This window comes from Vicinamibacterales bacterium (genome assembly GCA_036496585.1).
In the GTDB taxonomy this organism is placed as follows: Bacteria; Acidobacteriota; Vicinamibacteria; order Vicinamibacterales; family 2-12-FULL-66-21; genus JAICSD01.
In genome coordinates this window covers 104004-121595 of the sequence record DASXLB010000072.1, presented here as the reverse complement: position 1 = coordinate 121595, position 17592 = coordinate 104004, and the positions used below count along the sequence as shown (strand labels likewise).

17 protein-coding genes are annotated in these 17592 nt (G+C 67.9%); 10 read left to right on the top strand and 7 right to left on the bottom strand.

Annotated elements, in window-relative coordinates:
• The 8 genes from VGI12_20970 to VGI12_20935 form a co-directional block, all read left to right on the top strand.
• A partial coding sequence (locus VGI12_20970) for a hypothetical protein (GenBank protein ID HEY2435155.1) occupies positions 1 to 479 on the top strand: 479 nt, incomplete at its 5' end.
• A gap of 50 nt (positions 480 to 529) precedes the next feature.
• Entirely contained in the window at positions 530 to 1210 is a 681-nt protein-coding gene (gene nth / locus VGI12_20965) for an endonuclease III (GenBank protein ID HEY2435154.1), read from the top strand.
• Positions 1207 to 1605: a metallopeptidase family protein gene (locus tag VGI12_20960; protein ID HEY2435153.1), complete on the top strand. Its 399-nt coding sequence runs from the start codon at positions 1207 to 1209 to the stop codon at positions 1603 to 1605. The genes nth and VGI12_20960 overlap by 4 nt, the downstream gene beginning before the upstream one ends.
• 8 nt (positions 1606 to 1613) lie before the next feature.
• Positions 1614 to 2444, top strand: a complete 831-nt coding sequence (rsmA, locus tag VGI12_20955; GenBank protein HEY2435152.1) for a 16S rRNA (adenine(1518)-N(6)/adenine(1519)-N(6))-dimethyltransferase RsmA — start codon at positions 1614 to 1616, stop codon at positions 2442 to 2444.
• Between the two features lie 149 nt (positions 2445 to 2593).
• The gene (locus VGI12_20950) at positions 2594 to 4267 is read left to right on the top strand and encodes a ribonuclease J (protein ID HEY2435151.1); all 1674 of its coding nucleotides are present in this window, start codon (positions 2594 to 2596) and stop codon (positions 4265 to 4267) included.
• Positions 4267 to 6759: a DNA translocase FtsK gene (locus VGI12_20945; GenBank protein ID HEY2435150.1), complete on the top strand. Its 2493-nt coding sequence runs from the start codon at positions 4267 to 4269 to the stop codon at positions 6757 to 6759. The genes VGI12_20950 and VGI12_20945 overlap by 1 nt, the downstream gene beginning before the upstream one ends.
• 9 nt (positions 6760 to 6768) lie before the next feature.
• Positions 6769 to 8790 (top strand): N-acetylmuramoyl-L-alanine amidase, encoded by a 2022-nt coding sequence (locus VGI12_20940; GenBank protein ID HEY2435149.1) that lies wholly within the window; start codon positions 6769 to 6771, stop codon positions 8788 to 8790.
• A gap of 46 nt (positions 8791 to 8836) precedes the next feature.
• The gene (locus VGI12_20935) at positions 8837 to 9082 is read left to right on the top strand and encodes a hypothetical protein (GenBank protein ID HEY2435148.1); all 246 of its coding nucleotides are present in this window, start codon (positions 8837 to 8839) and stop codon (positions 9080 to 9082) included.
• Here VGI12_20935 and VGI12_20930 read toward each other — a convergent pair.
• Positions 9063 to 10562: a leucyl aminopeptidase gene (locus tag VGI12_20930; GenBank protein ID HEY2435147.1), complete on the bottom strand. Its 1500-nt coding sequence runs from the start codon at positions 10560 to 10562 to the stop codon at positions 9063 to 9065. The two genes, VGI12_20935 and VGI12_20930, sit on opposite strands and share 20 nt — an antisense overlap.
• Before the next feature lie 23 nt (positions 10563 to 10585).
• Here VGI12_20930 and VGI12_20925 point away from each other — a divergent pair, with 23 nt between their 5' ends.
• Positions 10586 to 10999, top strand: a complete 414-nt coding sequence (locus tag VGI12_20925) for a hypothetical protein (GenBank protein HEY2435146.1) — start codon at positions 10586 to 10588, stop codon at positions 10997 to 10999.
• 53 nt (positions 11000 to 11052) lie between these two features.
• On the opposite strand, the gene VGI12_20920 is transcribed toward VGI12_20925, so the two are convergent.
• The 6 genes from VGI12_20920 to VGI12_20895 are packed head-to-tail and all read right to left on the bottom strand — an operon-like array spanning position 11053 to position 16589.
• Entirely contained in the window at positions 11053 to 11451 is a 399-nt protein-coding gene (locus VGI12_20920; GenBank protein ID HEY2435145.1) for a M67 family metallopeptidase, read from the bottom strand.
• Positions 11448 to 12629 (bottom strand): acetyl-CoA C-acetyltransferase, encoded by a 1182-nt coding sequence (locus VGI12_20915; GenBank protein HEY2435144.1) that lies wholly within the window; start codon positions 12627 to 12629, stop codon positions 11448 to 11450. The genes VGI12_20920 and VGI12_20915 overlap by 4 nt, the downstream gene beginning before the upstream one ends.
• A 54-nt stretch (positions 12630 to 12683) precedes the next feature.
• Entirely contained in the window at positions 12684 to 14561 is a 1878-nt protein-coding gene (locus tag VGI12_20910; protein HEY2435143.1) for an acetoacetate--CoA ligase, read from the bottom strand.
• 34 nt (positions 14562 to 14595) lie between these two features.
• The gene (locus tag VGI12_20905; protein ID HEY2435142.1) at positions 14596 to 15288 is read right to left on the bottom strand and encodes a hypothetical protein; all 693 of its coding nucleotides are present in this window, start codon (positions 15286 to 15288) and stop codon (positions 14596 to 14598) included.
• A gap of 31 nt (positions 15289 to 15319) precedes the next feature.
• Positions 15320 to 15814: a GNAT family N-acetyltransferase gene (locus VGI12_20900; protein ID HEY2435141.1), complete on the bottom strand. Its 495-nt coding sequence runs from the start codon at positions 15812 to 15814 to the stop codon at positions 15320 to 15322.
• Between the two features lie 19 nt (positions 15815 to 15833).
• Complete coding sequence (locus tag VGI12_20895; GenBank protein ID HEY2435140.1) at positions 15834 to 16589, bottom strand: SDR family oxidoreductase; 756 nt, start codon at positions 16587 to 16589, stop codon at positions 15834 to 15836.
• A 30-nt stretch (positions 16590 to 16619) separates the two neighbouring features.
• Here VGI12_20895 and denD point away from each other — a divergent pair, with 30 nt between their 5' ends.
• Positions 16620 to 17567: a D-erythronate dehydrogenase gene (gene denD / locus VGI12_20890; GenBank protein ID HEY2435139.1), complete on the top strand. Its 948-nt coding sequence runs from the start codon at positions 16620 to 16622 to the stop codon at positions 17565 to 17567.
• The last annotated feature ends 25 nt before the right edge of the window (positions 17568 to 17592 follow it).

Below are 17592 nucleotides of genomic sequence, written 5' to 3'. Positions count from 1 at the left end.
CGCACAGCTTCTCCGGCGTGAGCGGAGCGATCCTGAACGACTGGACGTTGACCGGCCTCGTCACGCTGCAGTCGGGCGTGCCGGTGGCGGTCACGCAGGCGACCAACTCCAACGCCTTCGCCGGCTTCGGCGTACAGCGTCCGAACCTGGTCGGCGACCCGACGCTGCCGGCGGATCAGCGGACGCCCGCCCATTGGTTCGACGTCAGCGCGTTTGCGGTCGCGCCGCAGTTCATGTTGGGGAGCGCGTCGCGCAACCCGGTCCGCGGCCCCGCCTATCGCGACGTCGACCTCGCCATCATGCGGCACATCGGCATCGGCGGCGACCGCCGGCTGGAGCTGCGGGCCGAGATCTTCAACCTGCTGAACACGCCGTCGTTCGGCGCGCCGGCGGCGGTGCTCGGGGCCGCCAACTTCGGCACGATCACGTCGGCCGGCGATCCGCGCGTCGTTCAGCTCGCGATCAAGGCGTCGTTCTAGTGGCACGACGGGCGAAGCGTCCCGGCGGCCGCTCCCGGTAGAATGGAGCGGTGCCGAAGGCCGCGAAGCCCGCGAAGCCGCCGAAGTCGTCCGCCGAGACACGCGCGATCCTCAAGGCGCTCGAACGTCAGCACCCGGGCGCCGACACCGAGCTGCACTACACGACGCCCTACGAGCTGCTCGTCGCGACGATCCTGTCGGCGCAATGCACCGACGAGCGTGTCAATCAGGTGACGCCGGCGCTCTTCACGCGCTACCCGGACGCGGCGGCGCTCTCCAAAGCCAAGACCGACGAGCTCGAACCGCTGATTCAGTCGACCGGCTTCTTCCGCGCGAAGTCGAAGTCGCTCTCCGGCATGGCCCGGGCTGTCGTCGAACGGCACGGCGGACAGATTCCCGCAGACATGGACGCACTCACCCACCTCGCCGGCGTCGGCCGCAAGACCGCCAATGTCGTCCTCGGGCACGCACTGGGCGTACCCGGCCTGCCCGTCGATCGGCACGTGCTGCGCGTGGCAAACCGAATCGGGATTGCGAAAAGCGACGACCCGGTGGCGGTCGAACGACAGCTCGGCGGCGCGCTGCCGACAGAGAAATGGATCGTCGCGTCCGATACGTTGATCCTGCACGGCCGGCGCATCTGCAAGCCCAAGCCGCTCTGCGATCGCTGCGCCGTCAGTGACAAGTGTCTCTACTTCAGGCGGGTCGTCTCGAAATCGAGGAAGCGGTGACCCGGACACGCTTCGAACACCTGGTCGAAGAGGCGCTCAGGATGATTCCCCAGCAATTTCGCGACGCGATGGTGAACGTCGCGGTCGTTGTCGAGGACGAGCCCGCCGACGAGCTCCTCGACGAGATGGAGATTCCGGAAGAGGACACGCTGTTTGGCCTCTACCAGGGGACGCCCCTGCCCGAGCGCGGCTGGGCACACGGCAACAGTCTGCCGGACCGGATTTCGATCTATCAGTTTCCCATCGAGGATGCCTGTGACACCGAGGACGACGTCCGTGAATGCGTGGCCGAAACGGTAATCCACGAGTTCGGACACTACTTCGGGATGAGCGAAGAGGAGATCGAGCAAATCGAGGAGCAGTTCTGGCGAGGCCGTTCGATCGAGGACCAATAAGCAGGGGCGTGCGGCCACGGAAGCGCTTCGGCCAGCACTTTCTCGTGTCCGACTGGGCCCAGAAGGTGGTCGAGGCGATCGCACCGCAGCCGGCGGACCGGTTCGTCGAGATCGGCCCCGGCCCGGGCGCCTTGACGCTGCGCCTGGCGCCGAAAGTGTCGCAGGTCACGGCGATCGAGATCGACCGCGATCTCGCGGGCGACCTGCGCCGGATCGTGCCGCCGAACGTCGATGTCGTGACGGGCGACATCCTGCAGGCAGACCTGACCGGCTACGCGACCGGAGGGCCGCTGCGGATTGCCGGCAACCTGCCCTACAACATCTCGACGCCGATCCTGTTCATGCTGCTTGCGGCCGGAAAGCACGGACAGCCCGCTCCTCCGGGGGCCCATGCGTGGCCGCCGTTTCTGGACGCTGCCCTCATGCTGCAGCGCGAGGTCGCCGATCGCCTCGCCGCGTCCACGGGAACCAAGGACTACGGCGTCCTCACCATCCTGACCGCCGCGGGGGCAGACGTGACACCTCTGCTGACGCTGCCGCCCGGCGCCTTCCGGCCGGCGCCGAAAGTCCACTCGGCGCTCGTGCGCCTGACCTTCGTTCCCTCGCGGGTGCCGGCCGGCCTGACATCAATGTTTGAGCGCCTGGTCCGAGTCCTGTTCATGCAGCGGCGGAAAACCGTGGGGAACGCGCTGCGTCCCTTCGCCGCCGAGGCGGGTGTCGATCCGGCTCGAGCGCTGGAGGCCGCCGCCATCGATCCGCGCCTCCGGCCGGAGAATTTAGATCTCGAATCGCTCCTCCGTCTGGCGGCTTGCGTCAGCAGCCTAAAGTCCGAGGCCTGAATCGTTTAGATGGACTTGTGCTATAGTCTGCCGGTCACGGTCGAGCCGTCCCAGCGGTCGGCCGGTGGTTCACGCTTCCTCAGCGGCGCCAGCCGCGGCGTGTCCTGCGACGCGTTGTTTTTTTCTTTCTTTCAAGGCTGGGATCTCGTTTGCTCAACGGTTCGGAAACGACGGGTGTGCCACCGCTCGATCTGATCCCGCTCGGCGGGCTCGGCGACTTCGGCATGAACATGATGCTCGTGGCTTGCGGCGAGACGGCGATTCTCGTCGATGCGGGCGTGATGTTCCCCGAGCCCGACCTGCTTGGCGTGGACCTCATCATTCCCGACCTGCGCCCGCTGCAGAAGTACCGGATCCAGGCGCTGGTGCTGACGCACGGTCACGAGGACCACATCGGCGCGGTGCCGCACGTCCTTCCCTACATCGACGGACCGATCTATGGCACCAAGCTGACCCTGGCGCTGCTCGAGGGAAAGCTCGAATCGCGGGCACCCGACAGCACGACCCAGCTGATCGAAGTCACGCCGCGACAGAGAATCGACGTCGGCAGCTTCACGCTCGAGTTCCTCCGCGTGACCCACAGCATGCCCGACTGCGCCGCCGTCGCCATCCACACGCCTGCCGGGGTCGTCCTGCACACCGGCGATTTCAAGATCGACCAGACCCCCCTCGACGGCGCCCCGATGGACCTGCACCGCTTTGCTGAGCTGGGCTCGCAGGGGGTGCTGATCATGTTGGGCGACAGCACCAACATCGAGCGCAAGGGATTCAGCGGCTCCGAGCGCGACGTGACGGACGGTTTCGAGGAGATCTACTCGAGCGCCCGCGGCCGGATCATCGTCGCGCTGTTCTCGTCGAGCCTCCACAGGATGCAAATCCTGGTGGATCTCGCCGACCAGTTCGACCGCAAGGTGGCGTTCGTCGGGCGCGGCGTGATCGACAACACCCAGATCGCCCAGCGGCTTGGCTTCCTCCGGATCCCCCCTGGCGTACAGATCCGAGACAGCGAGATTCGCGAGTATCCGTCGCAGGACGTCGTCTGCATCTGCACGGGATCGCAGGGGGAACCCCAGGCGGCGCTGCCCCGCATCGCCATCGACGATCACCGGTACGCCAAGGTCGATCCCGATGACGTGGTGGTGTTCTCGGCACGCGAGATCCCGGGCAACGAGAAGGCGATCGGGAGGGTCATGAACCATCTGGCCCGGCGGGGCGCCGAGATCGTCTACGAAGGCATCAAGCACGTCCACGTGTCGGGGCATGGCAGCGAGGAAGAGCTCAAACTGATGCTCGCCCTGGTCAGACCGCGCTACTTCGTTCCGATACATGGAGAGTACCGGCAACTGGCCCGTCACGCCGCGGTGGCGAAGATGGCGTCCCCCGGTACTAAGGTCGTGCTGGCAGAGAACGGGGACCGCATCCGGGTGGACGCCGAGGGAGCCCGGATCGTCGAAAAAGTGCCGTCCGGACGGACGCTGATCGACGGGACCCGGAGCGGCGAGGTTGGCGACGAGGTGCTCCGCGACCGCCGCCATCTGGCGGGCGACGGGCTGGTGGTGCCGGTCGTGGCGATCAGCCGCCAGTCGGGAGCGCTCGAGGAAACGCCCGATGTGATCACGCGCGGGTTCGTATTGGATGCCCGGACCGAGGCGCTGCTGAAGGAGATTCCGGGTCTGGTGGGGGCGGCGATCGACGGGGCGAGCCTCGAGGAACGCACGGACCCCGGGTTGATCAAGGAGAAGATTCGAGTGGACCTGCAGCGGTTCTTCCGCAAGCGTTCCGGGCTCCGGCCGTTCGTCCTGCCGGTGGTCATGGAGATCTGATGGCGCCGACTGGCCTGTCGCGGCGCGTCAGCGAATTTCTGGGGGTGGCGCTGTTCGCCGCGGCGCTCATCTGGCTCATCTCGCTGGCCAGCTACAGCGCGTCGGACCCGGTGTGGTTCTTCAACACCGGCTCGGATGCGGCCCCGGCGAACTTCGCCGGACGCGTCGGCGCGTTCGTCGGCGAGCTGTCGTACCAGCTCCTCGGCTACGCCGCGTATCTGATCCCGCTGGTCCTGGTGGTCGCCGGGTGGCATTACTTCTGGTGCCGCGCCGTCGATGCCGCATACACGAAACTCGCCGGCGCCGCGCTGCTCCTCGGGTGCTTTTCGTCGTTCCTGTCGCTGGCCTTCGGCGCCCTCGACGTCGGCGGCAAGGAGTTCCGCGCTGGCGGCGTGACCGGCGACAGGCTCGCGGCTTTCCTGGCCGACTACCTCAACCGGACCGGCTCGATCATCCTGATCCTGACGCTGCTCTTCGCCGCGATCATCCTGTCGACCCACTTCTCGTTCGGGCGGCTGTTCGCCTCACTTGCGCAGGTGGCCAAGGAACGATGGGCAGCGATGCAGGACGCCCGCCAGCAACGCAAGGAGTCGAAGGTTCGGGAGGAAGAGCGCCAGGAAGTGCTCCGCAAACATCTAGGGGGGAAGGACACGAAGGGAAAGGACACGAAGGAGGCGAAGGACGCGAAGGAGCGGGACACGAAGGAGATGCCGCCCCCGTTCCTGGCGCGGCTCAATTCGGCCGCCGCCGGCGGCGATGCGGCGCGCGTGCCTTCGGCGGATGCGGCGCGATCGGCCGTCCGCGAGCCTGCCCGCGGTGCACCGGTCCAGGCGGGCCCTGCCGCCACATCCAGGTCGAAGACCGCCGCTCTGGTCACCGCTGCCGCCGCGGCCTTGAAAGCGGCCTCGTCGAAGCCGACGCCGCCGGCGATCAGAAAGCCGGTGCCCGCCGCTATCCCCGACCCGGCCGATCGGGAGATGGCGCTGCCACTGACCGATCCGGAGAAGGTAGAACGGCGCAAAGGCGCGTTCGCGCTGCCGCCGAACTCGCTGCTCGACGCCCCCAAGGGAGAGCGGAAGATCGACGAGCGCCAGTTGATGGACGGCGCGCGCCTGCTCGAGGAGAAGTGCCGCGAGTTCTCGGTCGAAGGCACGGTCGTGCAGATTCATCCGGGACCGGTCGTCACCACCTACGAGTTCAAACCGGACGCGGGCGTGAAATACAGCAAGATCACCGGCCTCGCCGACGACCTGTGCCTGGCGATGGAGGCCGAGTCGGTGATCATCGACCGCATCCCCGGAAAGTCCACGGTCGGCATCCAGATCCCCAACCCGAATCGCGAAGCCATCTCGCTCCGCGAGCTGCTCGAGTCCGACGCCTACAAGCGCTCTCCCTCGAAGCTCACCCTCGCGATGGGCAAGACCATCCATGGCGAGCCCTTCGTGAGCGACCTGGCGACGATGCCCCACCTGCTGATCGCGGGATCGACGGGCGCCGGCAAGTCGGTGAGCGTCAACGCGATGATCACCAGCATCCTGATGCGCGCGACACCTGACGACGTGCGCTTCATCATGGTCGATCCCAAGCGCCTCGAGCTGGGCATGTACGAGGACATCCCGCATCTGCTGACGCCAGTGGTGATGGATCCCAAGCTGGCGGCGAACGCGCTGCGCTGGGCCGTGCGCGAGATGGAGGAGCGTTACAAGACGCTGGCGGCCTTCGGCGTCCGCAACATCGAGCAATTCAACCGCAACGTCCGCGCGATGCAGGCGGAGACGAAGCCGGGCGAGCCGGTCTTCGACGAGAAGGGCAACGAGGTGAAGCCTCTCCCCTACATCGTCGTCCTCATCGACGAGCTCGCCGATCTCATGATGGTCGCCGGCAACGAGGTCGAGGAATCGATCGCCCGGCTGGCGCAGATGGCGCGGGCGATCGGCATCCACCTCGTGCTCGCGACGCAGCGGCCGTCGGTCGACGTCATCACCGGCTTGATCAAGGCCAACATGCCCGCCCGCATCTCGTTCCGGGTCACCACGAAGATCGATTCGCGGACGATCCTCGACGGCAACGGCGCCGAGCAGCTGCTCGGCAAGGGGGACATGCTCTATCTGCCGCCGGCCTCCTCGCGGCTGGTGCGGCTGCACGGTCCGTACATCTCGGAGCAGGAGAGCGCTCGGCTGGCGAGTTTCCTGCGCAAACAGGGCAAGCCCACCTACGACACCACGGTGACGGCGGACGAGAAGGGCGCGCAGGCGCAGATCGAGTTCGAGAAAGACGAGCTCTACGACGAGGCGGCGCGCATCGTCGTGTCGAGCGGACAGGCGTCGATCTCGTACCTGCAACGGCGGCTGCGCATCGGCTTCAGCCGCGCCGCGCGGCTGGTCGACATGATGGAAATGGACGGCCTCGTCTCCGCGGCAGCCGGCGGGAAGCCGCGCGAGGTGCTGGTCAAGAAGGAATACTTCGACGAAGTGGACGCACAGCTTCGATAGGCGGACTGTATGAAACTCCGATTCTTCGGCGTGCTCGTCGTCGCTGCCAGCGTGGCTTCTGTCACGCTGCTGTCGGCAGCCGGTGGCCCAGACACGCCGCGCGAGGCGTATGCACGCGCGCTGGCACAGGAGCGGCTGGTGCGCGATGCCGCCGCTCACCCCACGCTGCCGCAGATGCGACGCGTGATTGCGTTGTACGAGGGGCTGGTCCGCCGGCATCCGACCAGCGGCTACTCCGACAACGCGCTCTGGCAGGCCGGCAATCTGGCCGCGCTCGCCTATCAGCGCTTCGGCGACGAGACCGACCGAAAGACGGCGACCCGCCTGCTGACACTACTCACGACGCAGTATCCGTCGAGCACGCTGGTGGCGCGGGTCCCCGCGGCGCTGACGGATCTGAGCGACAGCGTCCCCACGGCACCCGCCGCGAGCGCCCCCGCGGCTCCGCCGGCGCCGGTGTCGGATCTCGATCCGAAGTCGACGCCGTCCGGCGCCACCGTACCGCCGCCTGCGGCGAAAGGCCCGCCGATATCGGCGGGAGCGACGACCGCCAGTCCCGGCTCGCAAAAATCACGATCCGATCCAGGGGCGGCGGGGGTGACCGTGCTCAGGGAGGTCAAGCGCACCGTGCTGCCCGATGGCGTCCGGTTGACGGTCGAGCTCGAGGGCGAGATCGCCTATCACCAGGAAGAGATCGCCAATCCGCGGCGGCTGTTCTTCGACCTGAAGAACGTCAAGACCGTGCCGGCGCTGCAGGACGCGTCCCTGAAGTTCGACGACAACCTCGTGAGAGAGATTCGCCTCGGCCGCCATCCGCAGAACACGACGCGGCTGGTCGTCGACCTGGATGGTGTCGGCGAGTACACGGTCTATCCGCTGTACGGGCCGTATCGTCTGGTGATCGACCTGCAACGCGCCACCGGCACCGCCGAGGCCGGACCGGCCGCGACGACCGGCATGGCGGCGTCGAAGACCGTCCGGAACGCCGCGGGGCCGCCCACTCCCGCACCGACCAGGGCCTTGGCCGCCGTCTTCACTGCCCCGCCGGTGCCGCCGCTGCCGAAGGGAGAACCGCTCGCCATGCCGGTCTCGACGGTGGCGAAGGCAACGCTTCCCGCCCCGCCGCCAGCCGTTGAACGTCCGGAGGTCAAGGGGCCGGCGCCGATGGATCGCGCCGACGCCAGACCGGCGGTCAGCGACAGGAGCGAGCCGAAATCGAACGAGCCAAGGCCGCTGCCGTCGAAGCCGGCGCGCGCGTCGTTGACACCCGCGGCACCGGCCGCCAATTCCAACGGCTCGTTCTCGCTCTCGCGCCAGCTGGGCCTGAGCGTCGGACGCGTCGTCATCGACGCCGGCCACGGCGGCCACGATCCTGGCGCGCACGGCAACGGCATCAACGAGGCGGAACTGACCCTCGACGTGGCGCTGCGGCTGCGCGCCCTTCTCGAAAAGGCCGACATCGACGTGGTGATGACCCGCGACACCGACGTGTTCATCCCGCTCGAAGAACGGACGGCGATCGCCAACCGCGAGTCGGCGGATCTGTTCCTGTCGATTCACGCGAACGCCAGCCGCAACCCGCAGGCGCACGGCATCGAAACCTACTATCTGAATTTTGCGACCAACCCCGAGGCCGAATCGGTCGCCGCGCGCGAGAACGCCGCCTCGGGACAGCCGATGCACAGCCTGCCCGACATCGTGAAAGCGATCGCGCTGCACGACAAGAGCAATGAATCGCGCGAGTTCGCCGATAGCGTGCAGAAGTCGATGGCCCGGCAACTCGCCGCGAAGAACAAGACGCTGCGCGACCTCGGGGTCAAGCAGGCGCCGTTCGTCGTGCTGATCGGGGCGGTGATGCCGAGTGTGCTCGCCGAGATCTCGTTCGTCACCAACAGGCAGGACGCCGCGATGCTGAAGACGGCGGCCTATAAGCAGCAGATCGCGCAGGCGCTGATGGATGCCATCCAGAACTACCAGCAGAGCTTGAAGCGGATGAACGGCGCGGCGGGCAAGAAAGCCACCAATCAGTAGCGATTTCCCGTCAGGGAGGTCAGTCGCTGCGCGGTAAGATCGGTGAGTGCTCCAGCAGCCGACCTCGATCGTGGTCCGGGTCGTCGAACAGCCCGTTCACGAAACGACCATCGCGGACGTCGTCGTCGGCTCGCTCGGGCTGGTCGGGGCCTTGTTGCTGGCCGCCGCGGTGATGGGATTGCTGCTCGGCGGCGGCCTGATCCTGTTCAAGCGACTGCGCCACCGCGACGCGCTCGACGCCGAGGAAGATGCGGCGAACCTGCGCGTGACGCCTACCAGCGTCGATACGTAAACGGCAGCTCCGCGAGCGCTCGCACCGCGACGCCGATCGGCCCCTTCGGCTGAAACGGCTTCGCCTCGTCGGCCCACGCCGTGCCAGCGATGTCCAGGTGCACCCAGGGCAGACCGTTGGTGAACTCCTTGAGGAACGCCGCCGCCGTGCAGGCACCGCCGGCGCGGCTGCCGGCATTCACCAGATCGGCAACCTCGCTGCGCATCTGCTCGACGTACTCGTCATAAAGCGGCATGGGCCACGCGCGATCGCCGGCGCGGTTGGCGACCTCGATCACCGTATCCCGCCATGCGTCGGGCCGGCCGAACGCTCCCGACGCTACCTTGCCCAATGCCACCACACACGCGCCCGTCAACGTGGCGGCATCGACCAGATGCGTGGCGCCGAGCTGCTGCGCGTACCATAGCGCGTCGCCGAGGATCAGCCGCCCCTCGGCATCGGTGTTCAAAACCTCGACGGTCTTTCCGCCGGCGCCCCGCAGGATGTCTCCAGGCTTGATCGCGCGGCCGCCCGGCATATTCTCCGTCATCGGCACGATCCCGACGACCCGAATCGGCGCCCCGAGGCGCGCGATGGCACACATGGCGGCCACCACGGCCGCGCCGCCCGCCATGTCGTCCTTCATGCGTTCCATGCCTTCGGCGGGCTTGATCGAGATGCCACCGGTATCGAACGTCACGCCCTTGCCGACGAGACCCAGCACCGGGGCTTCCGGCGCCCCGGCAGGCGAATGGCGCAGGACGACGAGACGGGGGGGCTCGGCGCTGCCGCGCGCGACGCCAAGCAACAGTCCCATCCCCAGCTTCTCGATCGCGGGCTCGTCCAGAATCTCCACCGCGAGTCCGGCTTCACGTCCGGCGGCGGCCGCGCGATCCGCGAACGAAGTGGGCGTGAGTACGTTCGACGGCTCGTTGGCGAGCTCGCGCGCGAAATTGGATGCCTCGCCGAGAATCCGTCCGCGTTGGACGGCTGCTTCGGTGGCCGCTTTGTCCTCGGCGGCGGCGGCGGCGACGACGATCAGCTCCTCCGGCGGCGGACCCTGCCGTTCGCCGCTCTTATAGAGATCACCGCTGAACGCCGCGAGGACCAGGCCTTCAGCCACGGCTTGCGCCCCCTCCGAGCCGTCCCAGCGCCCGCGCAGCACGAACGCAATCCGCTTGATGCGTCTCGTTCGGGCCGCGAGGGCCGCCGCCGACGCCACCTTGCGCAGACGTTCCGTGGTGAAGTCGGCCGCCTTCCCTGCCCCAATCACGGCGACGCGGTCAGCCTTCCAGCTCTTCCCCGCCGACGGGGTCAGAAACAGGTCGAAAAGGCGGCCTCGGAGCTCACCGCTGGCGGCTGCACGCGCGATCGCTCCGCCGGTTGCCTCGTCGAGCCCTGCGACGCTGTCGGCGATGGTCTCGCCTTCGAACAACGGGAACACCAGCAGGTCCGTATCGGTTGAACCGGGGCCATCGGAAAAGAGCCGAATCGTGGGCATAACTGCGGGATTATAATGGTTTTATGAAGTCTCTCGCGCTGCCGCTCGTCGTCGCCGTGGCGTTGTCGACGGGAACTTTGGACGACAAGAAACCAAAGATTTCCCTCAAGGCGAATCCCGCGATGGGAATGTCGCCGGTGCGCGTTGTCGTGACGGCCGATCTCAACGGCGGTCCGAACGACAGCGAGGAACTGTACTGCCCTTCAATCGAATGGGTGTGGGGCGATGAGACCCGATCGAGCGACAGCGCCGACTGCGATCCCTTCGTGGCCGGCACGTCGTCGATCAAGCGGCGGTTCACCGCCGATCACACCTATCGCAGCGCGGGTGAATACCAGGTGCAGTTCCATCTGAAGAAGAAGGACAAGTCGGTCATCGCCGGCAACACTATGGTGCGTGTGCGCCCCGGCGTCGGCGATTCCGACGGCGGTCGCTAGGCGACCTGGCGGAGGGGCGACGCGCCCCTGGATGACAACGATGCTCGTGACGACTACGGCACCGGTACGAACTCGAGCTGGCTGAACGCACCTTCCCCGTTGAAGCGAAACGCGCGGACGGTGCGCGTGCCGTGCGCCAGCGACACGATCACGTGGATCAGCGTCGGATCACCCAGGCGGAGGCGATCGGTTTCCGACGGTCCGGATGGCCCGTTGGGATGCGAATGGTAGGCGCCGATTACCTCGAGGCCCGCGGCGCGCGCCCGGCGGACCGCGGCAAAGTGGTCGGCCGGCTCCACCTGGAACTTCGTCGGGCTCTTGCGCAGATTCCGCGCCCGCACCACGTCGTGGACCAGAGTGGCGCTACCGATCAGCAGCCCGCAGCACTCATTCGGCTTCTCTTCAACGGCGTGTGCGACGATGCGGTCGAACGCGTCCTGACGGATTCTCACGCGGCCTCGATAACCATGGCGGTGCCCATACCGCCGCCGATGCAGAGCGATGCCGCCCCGCGGCCGCCCCCCCTTGCCTGCAACACATGGACGAGCGTCGTCAGCACCCGGGCGCCACTCGCGCCGATCGGATGGCCAAGGGCGATGGCTCCGCCGTGGACGTTGACCTTGTCCGGGTCGAGCTTCAATTCCCGAATCACCGCGAGCGATTGCGCCGCGAACGCCTCGTTCAACTCAATCGCGTCCAGATCGTCGAGCGTCAGCCCGGCGCGAGCGACTGCGCGGCGCATCGCCTCCACAGGGCCCATCCCCATGATCATCGGATCGACGCCCACTGTGCAGTACGCGAGAACCCGCGCCAGTGGCCGCCGGCCGTGTGCCCTCGCCCATGACTCGGTCGCGACGACGAGTGCCGCGGCGCCGTCGTTGATGCCTGAGGAGTTTCCGGCAGTGACGGCGCCGCCCTTGGTGAACGCCGGCTTCAGCGCCGCGAGGGTCTCGGCCGACGTGCCCGCGCGTGGGTACTCGTCGCGAGTCACGGCGAGCGGCGGTCCCTTTCTCTGCGGAACGGGGACGGCGACGATCTCCTTGTCGAAGACGCCGGAGGCGACCGCCCGTACGGCACGAGCCTGGCTCTCCGCCGCGAAGGCGTCCTGCTCGACGCGGCCGACGGTGAAGCGTCTGGCGATTTCCTCCGCCGTCATCCCCATGTGGCAGCCGTTGATCGAACAGGTCAGTCCTTCGCTGAGCATCGAGTCGACGACCTCCGCGTTGCCCATCCGGTAGCCCCACCGCGCGCCTGACATCAGGTACGGAGCCTGGCTCATCGACTCGGTGCCGCCGGCGAGCATCAGGTCGATGAAACCGGAGTTGACCGCTTCAACCGCGTGCACCACCGCCTGCAGGCCCGAGCCGCAGACCCGATTCACGGTTTCAGCCGGCACTTCCACCGGCACGCCGGCCTTGAGGGCCGCCTGGCGCGCGACGTTCATGCCGGCGCCAGCCTGCAGCACACATCCCATGACGACATCGCCCAGCTCGACTGCCTCGATCTCGGCGCGCCGAATCGCCTCGCGAATCACGACCGCCCCGAGATCCGCGGCAGACAGATCCCGAAACACGCCGCCAAACGAGCCGATCGGTGTCCGGCAGGCTGACAGAATGACCGCGTTGCCCATGCCGATGCCTTCTATGATACTGCCCTTGCACGGAATGAGTAGGCGGCACCGTGATCACACGAGCTCGGGCCGGTCGCGGAAGTGCTCGAGCGCCTCGGGATTGGCCAGCGCTTCGCGGTTGCCGACCGGACGCCCGTGGACGACGTCGCGCACTGCCAGTTCGACGATCTTGCCGCTCTTGGTACGCGGCAGGTCGGCAACCTGGACGATCCGGGCGGGCACGTGTCGCGGCGTGGCGTTGGCGCGGATGTGCGCGCGGATCCGATCCGCCACCGCCTGATCGAGGACCACGCCGTCGCGCAGCCTGACGAACAGCACAATCCGCTCGTCCCCCTTCCAGTGCTGCCCGATGACCAGGCTTTCGAGGATCTCCGGCAGCTGCTCCACCTGGCGGTAGATCTCCGCCGTGCCTATCCGTACGCCGCCCGGGTTGAGGACTGCGTCGGAGCGGCCGTGGATGATCACCCCGTCGTGCCGCGTCAGCTCGCAATAGTCGCCGTGAGTCCACACGCCGGGAAAGCGCGCGAAATACGCCGCGCGATAGCGGCTGGCATCCGGATCGTTCCAGAACCCGATGGGCATGGACGGAACCGGTGCCGTACAGACGAGCTCGCCTTTCTCTCCGCGCACCGGCTCGCCCCGCTCGTTCCAGACCTCGACCCGCATGCCGAGGCCGCGACACTGGATCTCGCCGCGCCAGACGGGGCCGATCGGGTTACCGCCGACAAAGCAGCCGACGATGTCGGTGCCACCCGAGATCGAGGCCAGATGCACGTCGTGCTTCACGTGCGTGTACACGAAGTCGAACGACTCCGGCGAGAGCGGCGATCCGGTGGACGTCATCGTGCGAAGCCGGCCGAGGTCGTGCGCCTCGCGCGGCCGCAGCTCCGCTTTGGCGACGGCGTCGATGAACTTCGCCGACGTCCCGAACAGGGTGATGCCCTGTTGCTCGGCAAACGAGAACAGCACGTTGGCGTCCGGGTGAACAGGCGACCCGTCGTAAAGCAGGATGGTGGCGCCGGACGCCAGCGCCGTGACCAGCCAGTTCCACATCATCCAGCCGAGCGTCGAGAAGTAGAACACGCGGTCGCCCGGCTGGATGTCACACTGCAGCTGGTGTTCCTTCAGATGTTCGATCAGGGTTCCGCCGGCGCCGTGCACGATGCATTTGGGCACCCCCGTCGTGCCCGACGAGAACAGGACGTAGAGCGGGTGGTTGAACGGGAGGGCCTCGAATTGCAGCGCGCCACCGCGATGCGGGGCCACGAAGGCTTCCCAGTCCTCGTCCCCGATCGTCGTGCGGAGGAGCGAGGGTAGCTGGGCCGCGACGCTCGCCGCCTTCGAGCGAAGATCGAACACCCTGCCGCCGTAGTGATAAGTGTCAGCGGCGATGAACAGCCTGGGCTCGATCTGGCCGAAACGGTCGAGCACGCCCGCCACGCCGAAATCCGGGGAACACGACGAGAAGACCGCCCCGATCGACGCGGCGGCGAGGACCGCCACGATCGCCTGGGGCGTGTTGGGCAGATAGGCTGCGACGCGGTCGCCCGCCCCAAGGCCCGCGGCCCGCATCGCGGCCGCGGCGGCCGCGACCTCGCAGCGCAGCTCGCGCCACGAGACGGTTTGCGGGCCGTCGACTTCCGTTCTCGCGATGATCGCCGGCGCGGCTCCGTCGAGGCGCAGGCAGTTCTCGGCGAAATTCAGCGTCGCATCTGGGAAGAACCGCGCACCGGGCATCCGATCCAGATCCACGGCGACGCGGTCGCCCATCGTGCCGCGGATATCGGCGAACTCCCAGACAGCCCGCCAGAACTCGAGCGGCCGCGAGATGCTCTCCTCGTATAACTGCGGGTAGGACAGTCCGCGTCCGAACCTGGTCAGGTTGGCGCGCGCGATTCGCTCCGCCGACGGCGCCCACAGCGGCACGTCCATCCGGCGATTATGGATCGCGACCGCGCGCCGGCTGTCAGCGCTGCGGCTCGGGGGCGGCGGCGAGTTCGGTCAGCTGCCGCTCGGCAGAGCGCGCCTCGGCGTCGGCGACGCCGGGGTGGAGCGCCCGCGCCACGGCAAGGTGTGCGGTCATCCGGCAGAGCAGCTCGCGCCGTTCCGGTCCCGCCTGCCGGGCGGCGTCCGCTCCGAGCAGGAGGGCGGTCCGGCGGTGGATGGCCGCCGATCGCGGATGCTCGGCCAGCAATCGCGCAACCCGCACGTGCTGCGCGGCACGCGCCGTCGGATCGAGTACTGCCGTCAGCGCCACCTGGTCTTGTGCCGGGTCTTCGCTCAGCGTCTGGTCCGCCGCATCGGCCATGAAACTGCGGGCCAGCCGGACGTAGCTCGCCGGCGCCCAGACGTGGCCGGGCACGTCGACGGTGAACACCTCAGCCCGCCGTGACAGCGAGAACCGCCTCCGGCCCTCAGCCGACCCGACGCTGCGGACCTGGAACGGATCGCCTGCCTCGAAGTGATCGGCGGTCGCGGCGATGTTCAAGATCGATCCAGCGATTTCAGAAACGAGTCTTTCGTCCTCGGTGGTGTAGCGCGGAGCGGCGGCGTCGATGCCGGCCAGCGACGGCGGCATCGCGGAAAACGTCCCGGATTTCGTGAAGCCGGCGGCGCACGCCGCGAACGAGAGCACTGCGAAGACGGAAAGACGAGCCATTTGGCGTCGCGCCCGTGCAAGCCGAACGCCACTACACCTCGTAGATCTCCTGTTTCCAGACGCGGAAGCCCCGCGCGAGGTAATTCGGGAGCGCCGATGTGTGATCCAGTGAAGACGTGTGCAGCCACACGCGCGACGCGCCGCGCGCCCACGCGCATTCCACCGCACGGGCGAGCAGAAATTTCCCGAGTCCGCGTCCGACGAACGCCGGCAGCAACCCGAAGTAGGCAATCTCGACGCCGCCGTCGCCATCCGTGCGCAGCTCGAAGTAGCCGCCGGACTGCCCGGCCTCGGTCAGCACCCAGAGTTCGAGCGCAGGATCCGCGAAGTAGCGTCGAACGTCCTCGTCGCTCCAGGCCAGACGGTCCACCCAGTTGTGCTCCCCGCCGACCCCGGTATAGAGGAAGCGCCAGAGCGCGGGGGCCGGATCCGCCACCCGTTCGACCGACAGCTCCCCTTCGGGCGCAGCAACCGCCTCGAGGTCGGCCGGGTCGGTCATCTCGAGATAGGTCCGTACCGCTCGCACCGAGCTCGACATTTTCGAGCTAGCCCCGCCCGATGAAGGGCATCCTGGTGGCCATCACCGTCAGAAACTGGACGTTGGCGTCGAGCGGCAGGGCCGCCATGTAGAGGACGGCATCGACGACGTGACGGACGTCCATCCGCGGCTCGGGACGCATCGCGCCGTCCGCCTGCAGGGTGCCGCCCTGGAACCGCGCCGTCATCGGCGTCTCGGCGTTGCCGATGTCGATCTGGCCGCACGCGATGTCGTACGGCCGTCCGTCGAGCGACAGCGATCGCGTCAGGCCGGTGACGCCGTGCTTGGTCGCGGTGTAGGGGGCCGAGTTGGGCCGGGGGACGTGCGCGGAAATCGAGCCGTTGTTGATGATCCGGCCACCGCGCGGCGTCTGCGTCTTCATCAGCGCGAACGCCTGCTGCGCGCACAGGAACACGCCGGTCAGGTTGACGTCGACCACCGCCTTCCACTGCTCGAAGGTCAGCTCGTCGAACGGCACCCCTGGAGCACTCGTGCCGGCATTGTTGAAGAGGACGTCGAGCCGGCCGGCGCGGCTCCGGATGGTGTCGAACAGGGCACGAACCGACGCCGGATCGCCGACGTCGGCTGCGACCGCGACGGCTCGCCCGTCCTCCCCCGTCTCGTCCGCCACCGCGGCGAGGAGCTCCTTGCGGCGGCCGGCCAGAAAGACCGTGTATCCGTGCTTCAGCAGCCCGAGCGCCACGGCCCGCCCGATACCGGATCCCGCGCCAGTCACCAGCGCAATCTGCGTCGTTTCGCTCACGAGCGAACAGTAGCAAATAATGTCCGGACCATGAAGATCCTCGTCACCGGCGCGGCCGGGTTCCTCGGCGGCAGGCTGGTCAAGGCGGTGCTCGCCGGTCCAGCGGGTTTCCCTCCCTGCACTGCGCTCGTCGCCGCCGACGCGGCGCCGTGCACGGCGCAGGATCCGCGTGTAGCCAGCCGGGTGGGCTCGATCGCCGATCCCGCGTTCGTGCGCTCGATCGTCGAGCCCGACGTCGGCGTCGTCTACCACCTGGCCGCCGTGCTCAGCGGCCAGTCGGAGGCTGAATTCGACACGGCGCTGCAGGTGAATCTCGAGGGGACGCGGCTGCTCCTCGAAGCGTGCCGGGGGCTCGGGACCGAGCCGCGGTTGATTTTTTCGAGCACGGTTGCCGTTTTCGGCGGGCGCCTGCCGCCGCTCGTTCCCGAAAGCCAGGCGCTGCAGCCGCAGACCACCTACGGCGTGACCAAGGCCATCGACGAACTGCTGGTCTCGGAGTATTCGCGGCGCGGATTCATCGACGGCATCAGCTGCCGCCTGGCCACCATCACGGTGCGCCCTGGGAAGCCGAATTCGGCTCTCTCGTCCTTCGTCAGCGGCATCGTTCGCGAGCCGCTGGCCGGCATCGACACGATCTGCCCGGTGCCGCTCGACACGCCTATCTGGATCAGCTCGCCGGCGACCGTGATCGGCAATCTGGTGCATGCGGGCCGGATTGAGACCGGCGCGCTGGGGGCCGATCGAGCACTGAACCTGCCAGGTCTGAGCGTTACGGCCGGCGAGATACTGGCGAGCCTGGAGCGCGTCGGCGGCGCGGCCGCGCGCGCCCGGGTGCGGGTCGAGCGGGAGGAGCGCGTCGCACGGGCGATGTGCGGGTGGCCCGCCGCACTCGACGCCAGCCGCGCGCTGGCGCTCGGGTTCACCGCCGACACCGACGTCGACGCCATCGTCCGTCAACACATCGCCGAACGGGGTTGAGGCGAAGCCGTTCGTCGGCGCGACT

What these genes read in the sequence shown, in the direction of transcription:
- VGI12_20915 (HEY2435144.1), bottom strand. Translation starts at nt 12,629, where the DNA reads ATGGGCAACGCGGTCATTCTGTCAGCCTGCCGGACACCGATCGGCTCG.
- denD (HEY2435139.1), top strand. Translation starts at nt 16,620, where the DNA reads ATGAAGATCCTCGTCACCGGCGCGGCCGGGTTCCTCGGCGGCAGGCTG.
- VGI12_20925 (HEY2435146.1), top strand. Translation starts at nt 10,586, where the DNA reads ATGAAGTCTCTCGCGCTGCCGCTCGTCGTCGCCGTGGCGTTGTCGACG.
- VGI12_20940 (HEY2435149.1), top strand. Translation starts at nt 6,769, where the DNA reads ATGAAACTCCGATTCTTCGGCGTGCTCGTCGTCGCTGCCAGCGTGGCT.
- VGI12_20945 (HEY2435150.1), top strand. Translation starts at nt 4,267, where the DNA reads ATGGCGCCGACTGGCCTGTCGCGGCGCGTCAGCGAATTTCTGGGGGTG.
- VGI12_20930 (HEY2435147.1), bottom strand. Translation starts at nt 10,562, where the DNA reads ATGCCCACGATTCGGCTCTTTTCCGATGGCCCCGGTTCAACCGATACG.
- VGI12_20910 (HEY2435143.1), bottom strand. Translation starts at nt 14,561, where the DNA reads ATGGACGTGCCGCTGTGGGCGCCGTCGGCGGAGCGAATCGCGCGCGCC.
- VGI12_20905 (HEY2435142.1), bottom strand. Translation starts at nt 15,288, where the DNA reads ATGGCTCGTCTTTCCGTCTTCGCAGTGCTCTCGTTCGCGGCGTGCGCC.